Raw genomic sequence first — 9724 nt, 5'->3', positions numbered from 1 at the left:
GGTTTCGAAGTTTCTTCCTGCTGTGGCCGTTCCGGGTATTATCCCCGGTGGACTCCCCGTGTTTTTCATAGCCCAGGTGATTATCCATCTCTCCTTCGAGGATGGCTTCTACGCCCCGTTTTTGAAGTTGGCCGAGAAAAGCATAGAGCTCTTCTCCGTTTTTGAACTGCTTGAGGAATTCCTCGCTGAATGCATCTTCTTTTTTCATAGCTTTAAGTGTGTGAAGGTACCCCGAAAAAGTTATTTCCGTAATTTTTCCTGGCCTTTCAAAGGGCCCAAAAATTCCAGAATAACTTTTCCTACCATTTACACACTTATCGGGACACTACCTACGATGGCTTTATCAGGGCTTACGTTTATATTTTCTCCATTATTAGGGATTTTTATCCCTTTGATTTTATGGCTAAACCGACGAGGAAAGGTTACAGGCGTTGATGATTTAGGTAAGAAAATGATCAATTTCTTAATATTAATGGCTATTCCAATCTATCTACTTCGTGCCATTTCTTGGATTAAGCTTCAGCCAAGTGCCAATGGTGACATTTCCTTAAATGGATTTCATGATTTTTTTGAAATTATTATTTGGGTCAATGCGATTACTATCTCCCTAGCCGTTACTTTCTGTATTTGGAATGCGATCGCTTTGTTTAGAGGAAAAAGAACATTTTGGCCTATTTCTATTCCGATAATAAGATGATTAAGATTTACTCGTCATAGCCATTTTTCTCCGTTTCTTCATTTCATATTCTTCGAGGTCTTCGAAGCGCTCATTGACATCATGGTTGGCTAGGTAATCATTGAGTGTCTCTCTCACTTCCTGAAAAGACATGTTGTGCAAAATCTTTCCATTTTTGGCCATAGAAATTTGACCAGTCTCTTCCGAAACAATCAATACCAGCGAATCGGTAGTCTCTGACATCCCTATTCCTGCCCTATGCCTCAATCCAAACTGAGCAGGGACTTCTCGTTCGGTCACAGGAAGAATACAGCGTGCGGCTTTGATTTTACCGTTGTGAATGATCACAGCCCCATCGTGAAGAGGACTGTACTTGTTAAAAATCGAAATCAATAGTCTTTTTGAAAGCTCAGCATCCAAAATATCTCCACTTTCTGCATAAAACTTCAATTCGGTACTTTTTGAAATGACCATCAATGCGCCTGTATTACTACCGGCAAGGGTTTTGGAAGCCTCAATGATTGGATTAATGTTGAATGAGGTATCGTCTTTCTTTTTCCAGAAAAAGAGAATGTCTCTCCACATATTATCGCTGGAAAGGAGGGAGGATCGTCCTATGAGAAGGAGGAATTTACGGATTTCAGGAGCGAAGATGATAATAGCAGCTAAAACACCGACTCCCATGAATTGACCCAAAATCGAGGATAACAATTCCATCCGCAGGGCCAATACCAATAAGTAAATCAGGTAAATAGACAGAAAACCAAGAAAAATCTTAATCGCTACGCTACCTTTCAAAAGCTTGTAGACCTGATACAATAGCATAGATACCAACGCAATATCAATCATATTGACGATGGATACATCTAGGAATCCTATTTTAAAAAGAAAGGTCAAGCGTAGAGTTGTTTAAATAGTTTTCGGGTTTCGTTTGCTTCTTTTACGTCATGTACTCTTAGTATGTTAGCTCCTTTCATTAAAGCCACCATATTCAATGCAGTGGTACCGTTTAGGGCTTCAGAAGGTTCCACTTCCAGCAGTTTATAAATCATGGATTTTCGAGATAATCCTACCAAAATCGGAAGGTTGATCATATCAAAAAGCTCCAAATTTTTAAGCAGAAAGTAATTTTGCTCCAGTGTCTTTGCAAATCCAAACCCTGGATCAATAATTACATCTTTGATGCCAAACTCTCTTATAATATGTAGCTTTTCTGAGAAATAGTTCAAGATTTCCCGTAAAATATTTTCATAATGGGTTTTTCCCTGCATGTTTTGAGGAGTTCCCTGCATATGCATAATGATATAGGGAACTGATAATTCCGAAATGGTTTTATACATATTTGGATCGAGTGAGCCTCCTGAAATGTCATTGACCATATGAGCTCCTGCTTCTATTCCACGTCTTGCGACCTCTGACCTAAACGTATCCACAGAGATTATTATCTCGGGAAATTCTTCGCTGATCCATTGTATAGGATCTTCGATTCGTTGGATTTCTTCCTCAATACTAATATTTGCGGCACCTGGTCTACTACTGTAGCCCCCTATGTCAAGTATGTCAGCGCCATCATTTATCATTTGTTGGGCTCTTCCCAATACGTCGTCTTTATTTAGTTTAAGCCTACTTCCCTCATAAAAAGAGTCTGGAGTGAGATTCATGACTCCCATTATTTGAGGTTCGTCCCATAGAATCAGTCTTCCTTTGATTTGTAGTGTAATCTTTTGAGGAAATAATTTATCTTCGATCGTCGAAGGAAAAGATATAAGGCTCATTAAAACAGCAAGAAATTGGAAACTAAAACCAATAGCGAATATACACAAGTAATCAGTCGATGTAAAGAACTCTTTCGCAAGAAAACGCTCGATTATGGGACTTCTTGGCGGATTATGCGTCTTGCATCTATTACCGATCAGATTTTCATCAAAGCTCAACGGATTCGTTCTGTACAGGAAAAGGGGAGTCAGAAAATAAATGATCCCTTGGAGGATGATTTTGTCGGAATAATCAATTATTCCCTTATAGCTCTAATCCAGATTTCTTTCAAAGATGATGAGCGAATGGAACTCCCTTTTGAAGAGTTGGAAAAGCATTACGATCAGTGGGTGGATTTGACACGAGGCTTATTGGAAAATAAAAATCATGATTATGGAGAGGCTTGGCGTGATATGAGAGTCAGTTCTATGACTGATATTATCCTGATGAAATTGCTTCGTCTGAAGCAAATCGAAGATAATCAGGGCAAAACACTGGTCTCTGAAGGAATTGAGGCTAATTATCAGGACATGATTAATTATGCAGTTTTTTGTTTAATCAAAATGGGATACCATCATGCTAGCTAAAGGAATACTCTGGGTTTTAAGAATTTTTGTAGGAGGCTTATTTATTTTTTCAGGGCTGATCAAAGTCAATGATCCGGTCGGAACAGCCATCAAATTGGAGGAGTATTTCGATGTTTTTTCCAATGATATTGCGGGCTTTTTTATTTATTTGAAGCCATTTGCTCTTTATTTAGCAGTTTTTCTAGTAGTACTTGAGGTAGTCCTCGGGGTAATGCTCATACTTGGAGTTCGTAGTAAGTTGACTGTTTGGTCTTTGACCGGAATGATTCTTTTCTTCACCTTTCTCACCTTCTTTTCTGCATACTTCAATAAGGTAACTGACTGTGGATGTTTTGGAGATGCTATCAAGTTGACACCATGGGAGTCTTTTTATAAGGATATTATATTGCTGGTGATGATTTTGGGAATCCTGGCTTTACGAAGGTACTTACCAACGTCATCAAGTAGTTGGCAAAAAGGACTTGTTGGGTTTGTTGGGATCGCCTGCTTCGTTCTTTCAATTACAGCTATTAGAAATCTTCCTTTCATTGATTTTCGTGCGTACAAAATAGGGGTAAATATTCCCACCAATATGCAGCCGTCCGAACCCTTGCAATATTCATATGTCATGAAAAAAGATGGAAAATTGCTCACCTTGGATCAATACCCTACAGACAAGAGTTATGAATTTGTAGAGATGAATTTGAAAAACCCTGAGGCTTTACCAAAGATTTCGGATTTCTCAGTTTGGAATGAGTCAGGAGATCAGTCTGATTTCATTTTTGCAGGCAATAAAGTTCTGATTTTGAGCCCTAACATGGGGAAATTTGATCAGGATAATTTGCCAGTTATTCACGATTTGGTTAAAAACATGGAAGGAGCTCCGGTCGATGTGGTATTGATGGCAGCTGCACCTCAGGAAGAGATCGATGCTTTTATTTCAAAGAATGGCTGGAGTATTATTGGGATGCAGTCGGATGCAACTGTTGTAAAAACGATTATTAGATCCAACCCTGGTGTTGTAATCATGAAGGATGGTACCGTTTTAGCTAAATATCACCACAACAATACGCCTACTGCTTCTGAAGCTCTAGATTTATTTATTCAATGATGGAGGCGCTCAAAGTTGTTCTTGTCGGACTTCCTGGATCAGGGAAAAGTACCTTTGGTAAGGTCTTGGCAAAAGAACTTCGAGTTGATTTTTTAGATCTGGATAGGCTGATTGAGCAGCAGTCTGGAAAAACCATTCCCATGATTTTTTCAGAAAAGGGAGAGGGGGCTTTCCGCGAATTAGAATCAAAAGAACTTGAAAGGGTGCTAAGCAATAAAGAGTCTTTTGTTTTGGCCTCAGGCGGTGGATGTCCATGTTTCAACGATAATATGGACCTCATCAATCAAAAGGGAATCTCAGTATATCTGGATGTGCCCTTGAATGAAATTTCCTCTAGACTTCAACACTCTAGGGTATCTAATAGACCAATGTTTGAAGGTTTGGATGCCGGAGAAATCACTTTGAAGTTAAAAAATCTACTCGCTCAGCGTGGAAGGTTTTATGATCAGGCAAAAATAAAACTCAGCGGAAATGATTTCTCCGCTGAGTTTCTAATTATGGAATTGATAAGTATTTTAAAAAGTCAATCCGATAGTTAATACGCCATTGATGATTGAATTTTCTACATCGGTAATTGGCCCGATATTATTATTTTGACTGTCTAGGACCTGGTAAGACTGGTACAATGCACTAGATTGCTGGCTCACCAATGCGAAATCAATATTGAAACTATTGAGCCTTACTCCAAGACCACCACTGATCTGAGTGGTACTTCTGTCAATAAAATTATCTGCAAAAGGGTCCCCAAAGTGAGCATAACCTCCTCTGATGTAGAACTTATTGATTCTTCCCTCAGCACCGATTCGATAATTTATTGTGCTGGTATATAGGCTTTGAATAGCCTGATTATCCGGCCCTTCATTGAAACTATTAGAGTTGATTCTTGCCGCAGAATAATCAACCCAGTCCACATCTGCTGAGATGAAACCATTTTTTCCCAAAAAGAAGGTAGCTCCACCACCCAGTCTCAATGGTGTGTTTAATCTAAAGTTGTTAATGAAAAGGTCCGTTACAGCCTCCTGTCTACCCAAAGTAATATCCTCAGGTTCATAATAGAAGTTGTTGTACTCAGCGACCATGGAAGCTTGATATTCTTCATTCAATCCATACCAAGTAGGACTCTGGAAGTTGAATCCTAAATTCAAGAAGTCGATCGGCTTATAGATTACTCCTACATTTAGGTTGAATCCTGCCCCATTGATAAACAAATCCTCACGAAGAGAGCTTGCAAAAAGAGGTTCGTCAATAAACTCTTCGTTATAAACTTTCTGTGAGAAATAACTGAGCGATCTTATCCCCAAAGAACCTCCTATGAAAAGCTTATGGTCGAAGTTGGCTCCATATCCAAAGGTAATCTGGTTGGATGAGCCTTCCTGCAAAACGTTTTCATCCTGAAAGGGAAGCCCTAAAACAAAGGAATCATAAGTGTCTGGATTGGCAATGGGGTTACCATCCTGATCAAATGCTACTGGATTTATCTGATAAGTTTGATATGCCATTCCGGTGATACCAAATGTTTCAATTTGGCTTTCAGGTATACCGAAAGCATCTTGGAGGTAAAAATCAATAATTGAGGTTTCGCCTAAAGCATCTGAAAAATATCCAAACTCAGAATTGAAATTTGCAATACGCTGAATGCTGATTCCCCAAGATCCACCCTTAAATGAACCCCTCTCCATTACTCCTTTTGGGTTGGCAAATACGATGGATAGGTTAGGTGCAGAAAAATTAGAAGTGTTGTAGGATCTATTTTGTCCAAGATAATTTGTCTGTACTCCCCAATCACTATATCCCAAGCTAATTGAAGCTTCTGATTTTCTGAAAAAACCTAAGCCTGCAGGATTGCCGGCGATATTTGACACATCACCACCTAGGGACCACTGTGTTCCCCCAATAGCCATTATTCGTGCTGAACCTGCTGGGAAGCTTTGACTGAATCGTAAGGCATCTTCAAAATATCCACTTTGTGCAGCTGCACCCAAAGAGAATATCGAAAAGACAATAGCGATTATATACCTCATAAATTTTAATGATAGTTTGAATTTAAAAACGAAAAAATGATTGAAACGGATAAATTTAATTCAAAAAAAAAGGGGAATTAATTTCCCCTTCCTCCTCTCGATCCTGATGAGGAACTACTTCTCGAGACACCGCCACCTCCAGAAGATCTCATGCCTCCACTAGATGAGCTTCTCGATGGAGTACTCATTCTACTTGGAGTGCTAGAGCTGCGGCTTGGTGTATATGTTCTGTTTGTTGTACCACGATTGTAAGAAGGACTAGAACTTCTACTAGGAGTAGCGCTTCTATTATAAGAAGGGCTAGTGCTTCTTCTTGAATTGTAATTGTTCATAGATCTTGATGGAGCGTATCCGCTTCTATCCATAGTTCTGGTAGAAGGTCTTGCAGTTGGCATAGCACTTCTAGAGCGAGTCGCAGATGATCGATTCATGGCTGCAGATCCTGTATTTCTAGGAGAAGAGTTCGCTATTCTTGATCTGTTAGAGTTATAATAATCTGATTGACTATTTGAGAAGTCTCTAGCAGGGACCCTAGAGCGATCAGAAGAAACCAAACTTCTATTGGACATTGCACTTCTACGGGCTTGAGCTCTTGATGTGTTTGGCAATACTGCACTGCTTCGGTCTCCTGAAACTCCAGCTAAGGATGCACCGCGGGTAGGTCTTGCTCCTCTTACAATTCTTCTATCTCCAAATTCTCCACCTGGCAATACATAAATCGGACGGTTACCATAGATTGGCATTCCCCATCCGGGACCCCATCCGCCTCCCCAGGCGTAGCTTGGTCCCCAGAAAGGATCGTAAAATCCTCCCCATCCAGGTCGGTAAAATGGATTACCCCAAGGTGAGCCCCAGAATGGACTGCCAAAACCAAATCCTATGTTGATAGAAAATCCAGGTCTGAAGCCCCAACCGGCTCCCCAGCCGAAGCTAGGACCCCAGAATGGATCCCACATGCCGAATCCCCAAGGATTGAAGCCTGTCATGAATCCCATACTGAATGCAAGTCCGGAGTTGAAGCCTGAATTGAAAGAATTATTATTGTTGTTTACAGAAAAATTATTGTAAGCGTCAATGTCTCCTTGAGTTGATTGAGTTTCAGTGTTATCATCGAAGTACACTACTTCATCTCCTGTCTCCTCGGGAGTGGCAGAGTATTTTGCCAAATATTCCGGATTTACATTTCTACTACTGAAACTTTCATTCGGAACTGTTTGAGCTTGTTCAAATTGCTCAAAAGTCTCCGGAGTATTATTTGCTACGGCATAAGTACTCGAAATTTGAGCATCAGAAGCCATGAAATAGAGATTATCCGATGGGCTGGTACTCGCTATTTGAGATGTAGAGCAGGAACTCAAAGTCACTGCTCCGATGATTACTAATGATAAGATGCCTTTAAATTGCCTCATAGCTTTATTTAGTTGTTAGTACAGTATACGGCCTTAAGGGTGTAGGGTTATTCTTTTTGGCTATATTTGCGACGCTTAATTTAGCAAAATTATCTACAAATAACTTCCAAATCAACTATAATGAGTAAAGGACTTCCAAAACGAAGTGAGGATTATTCCCTTTGGTATAATGAATTAGTGAAAAGAGCTGATTTAGCTGAGAATTCGGCTGTTCGAGGCTGTATGGTCATTAAACCTTATGGGTATTCAATCTGGGAAAAAATGCAAGCCGAGTTAGATCGGATGTTTAAAGAAACAGGTCATACTAATGCTTATTTCCCACTCTTTATACCCAAGTCATATTTGAGCAAAGAAGCTTCTCATGTGGAGGGCTTTGCGAAAGAGTGTGCCGTTGTCACTCATTATCGATTAAAGAATGATGAGAATGGAAAGGGAGTTGTCGTAGATCCTGAGGCAAAGCTTGAGGAAGAGCTAATTGTACGTCCTACCTCCGAGACGGTCATTTGGAGTACTTATAAAAACTGGATTCAATCCTATCGAGATCTTCCATTGCTTGTCAATCAGTGGGCCAATGTAGTTCGATGGGAAATGCGAACTCGACTATTCCTTCGCACAGCAGAGTTTCTTTGGCAAGAAGGCCACACAGCCCATGCCACCAAAGAGGAAGCTGAGGCTGAGACACTTCAAATGATGCAGGTGTATGCTCAGTTTGCAGAAGAATTCATGGCTTTACCGGTGGTGAGAGGAAGAAAGACCGAAAATGAGCGTTTTGCAGGTGCTGAAGATACCTTATGTATTGAAGCAATGATGCAGGACGGTAAAGCTCTTCAAGCAGGAACTTCTCATTTTTTAGGGCAGAATTTTGCTAAAGCCTTTGATGTGAAATTTGCGACTAAAGAAGGTGGACTTGATTTTGTATGGGGAACATCTTGGGGCGTGAGTACCCGTCTGATGGGAGCTTTGATCATGGCTCACTCTGATGACAATGGGTTAGTTTTACCTCCGAAACTTGCTCCGATGCAGGTAGTAATTGTTCCAATTTATCGTGGAGATGATGAATTTAAGGCCGTTAGTGTCAAAGCCAATGAGTTGGTTTCAGCATTGAGAAAAGCTGGTGTCTCTGTTAAATTTGATGATCGTGATACGCACAAGCCAGGTTGGAAGTTTGCAGAATATGAATTGAAGGGTGTGCCGCTTCGTATTGCGCTTGGTCCAAGAGATTTGGAAAATGGGACTGTCGAAATCGCTAGAAGGGATACCTTAACAAAAGAATCATTTGCTTTAGATTCTTTGCCAATCGAAGAGAAGGTTAAAACGCTTTTGGATGAAATTCAAACTTCCATCTACCAGAAAGCGAATGATTTCAAAGAGTCGCATACGACCGAGGTAAACTCTTGGGAAGAGTTTCAAGAACTCCTAGAATCCAAAGGAGGTTTTCTTTCTGCTCATTGGGATGGAACTAGTGAGACTGAAGATAAAATCAAAGAATTGACTAAAGCCACTATCCGTTGTATTCCACTTGATCAAAAAGAAGAAAGTGGAAAATGCGTATTAACAGGAAAGCCTTCCAAAGGCAGAGTCCTTTTTGCGAAAGCTTACTAAATTCAAACCCGGTCAAACCGGGTTTTTTTATTGCCTTTAATTCCAAAACTAAATTGTTTTCGAAGTTTCTATTTCCATTATAATTCTTTGTCGTATCTTGGTTTTGAAGTAAGCAAGGTTTCAAATGTCGATTTTGATTTTAGTAAGTCTTCTAGGTATTGGGCTGATTTTATTATTGGCTGAGATCCTGTTCGTTCCAGGTACTACCGTAGTTGGTATATTTGGCCTAGTGATCAGTCTTGCAGGAGTGGCCTATGCCTTTCTTACGTTTAATCCTGAAATAGCTTGGTGGATCACAACGGGAGCAGTCATAATCAATTTAGCCGCTGTAGTCTATGGTTTTCGATCAGGAGTTTGGGATAAGTTTTCATTGAAGTCTTCCATGCAGGGTGGGGCTTTCGACGACCGCTTGGTAGGGCTTCAAGTAGGGATGATGGGAAAAGCTGCCTCTGACATCAAACCTTATGGAAAGGCAGATTTCCAAGATCAAATCTATGAAGTCAAATCCGAATCTGGATTCATTCCAGTAGGTACGGAGATTACTGTTATTCGAATAGAAAATAATCTGATTTTAGTTAAATAAT

At 40.2% G+C, this 9724-nt stretch carries 11 protein-coding genes; 6 read left to right on the top strand and 5 right to left on the bottom strand.

Annotated elements, in window-relative coordinates:
- A partial coding sequence (locus G457_RS0108260; RefSeq protein WP_026946056.1) for a transposase occupies positions 1 to 208 on the bottom strand: 208 nt, incomplete at its 3' end.
- Positions 209 to 334: 126 nt separating this feature from the next.
- Between G457_RS0108260 and G457_RS0108255 the strand changes: the two genes are divergently transcribed.
- Positions 335 to 697 (top strand): DUF4870 domain-containing protein, encoded by a 363-nt coding sequence (locus tag G457_RS0108255; protein ID WP_155847108.1) that lies wholly within the window; start codon positions 335 to 337, stop codon positions 695 to 697.
- On the opposite strand, the gene cdaA is transcribed toward G457_RS0108255, so the two are convergent.
- Both cdaA and folP read right to left on the bottom strand, forming a co-directional pair.
- On the bottom strand, positions 698 to 1573 hold the full coding sequence (gene cdaA / locus G457_RS0108250; RefSeq protein ID WP_026946054.1) for a diadenylate cyclase CdaA: 876 nt from the start codon (positions 1571 to 1573) through the stop codon (positions 698 to 700). It abuts the gene before it with no gap.
- Positions 1570 to 2451, bottom strand: coding sequence for a dihydropteroate synthase (folP, locus tag G457_RS0108245; protein WP_035483435.1), 882 nt, complete (start codon positions 2449 to 2451; stop codon positions 1570 to 1572). Before folP ends, cdaA begins: the two co-directional genes overlap by 4 nt.
- 15 nt (positions 2452 to 2466) lie before the next feature.
- Here folP and G457_RS0108240 point away from each other — a divergent pair, with 15 nt between their 5' ends.
- Genes G457_RS0108240 through G457_RS0108230 form a run of 3 tightly spaced genes read left to right on the top strand, consistent with a single transcriptional unit; the run spans position 2467 to position 4647 of the window.
- Positions 2467 to 3018, top strand: coding sequence for a DUF1599 domain-containing protein (locus G457_RS0108240; RefSeq protein ID WP_026946052.1), 552 nt, complete (start codon positions 2467 to 2469; stop codon positions 3016 to 3018).
- Complete coding sequence (locus tag G457_RS0108235; protein ID WP_026946051.1) at positions 3008 to 4108, top strand: BT_3928 family protein; 1101 nt, start codon at positions 3008 to 3010, stop codon at positions 4106 to 4108. The genes G457_RS0108240 and G457_RS0108235 overlap by 11 nt, the downstream gene beginning before the upstream one ends.
- Complete coding sequence (locus G457_RS0108230; protein WP_035483433.1) at positions 4105 to 4647, top strand: shikimate kinase; 543 nt, start codon at positions 4105 to 4107, stop codon at positions 4645 to 4647. Before G457_RS0108235 ends, G457_RS0108230 begins: the two co-directional genes overlap by 4 nt.
- On the opposite strand, the gene G457_RS0108225 is transcribed toward G457_RS0108230, so the two are convergent.
- Both G457_RS0108225 and G457_RS0108220 read right to left on the bottom strand, forming a co-directional pair.
- The gene (locus tag G457_RS0108225; protein WP_026946049.1) at positions 4624 to 6129 is read right to left on the bottom strand and encodes an OmpP1/FadL family transporter; all 1506 of its coding nucleotides are present in this window, start codon (positions 6127 to 6129) and stop codon (positions 4624 to 4626) included. The two genes, G457_RS0108230 and G457_RS0108225, sit on opposite strands and share 24 nt — an antisense overlap.
- Positions 6130 to 6206: 77 nt before the next feature.
- Entirely contained in the window at positions 6207 to 7538 is a 1332-nt protein-coding gene (locus G457_RS0108220; RefSeq protein WP_026946048.1) for a DUF5320 domain-containing protein, read from the bottom strand.
- Between the two features lie 120 nt (positions 7539 to 7658).
- Between G457_RS0108220 and proS the strand changes: the two genes are divergently transcribed.
- Both proS and G457_RS0108210 read left to right on the top strand, forming a co-directional pair.
- Complete coding sequence (gene proS, locus G457_RS0108215; RefSeq protein ID WP_026946047.1) at positions 7659 to 9140, top strand: proline--tRNA ligase; 1482 nt, start codon at positions 7659 to 7661, stop codon at positions 9138 to 9140.
- Positions 9141 to 9264: 124 nt separating this feature from the next.
- A complete protein-coding gene (locus G457_RS0108210; protein WP_026946046.1) occupies positions 9265 to 9723 on the top strand; it encodes an NfeD family protein in 459 nt (152 codons plus the stop codon).
- The last annotated feature ends 1 nt before the right edge of the window (position 9724 follow it).

Source organism: Algoriphagus marincola DSM 16067 (assembly GCF_000429405.1).
In the GTDB taxonomy this organism is placed as follows: Bacteria; Bacteroidota; Bacteroidia; order Cytophagales; family Cyclobacteriaceae; genus Algoriphagus; species Algoriphagus marincola.
The sequence above is the reverse complement of the archived record's forward strand: the minus strand, read 5'-3'. Positions and strand labels throughout refer to the sequence as shown.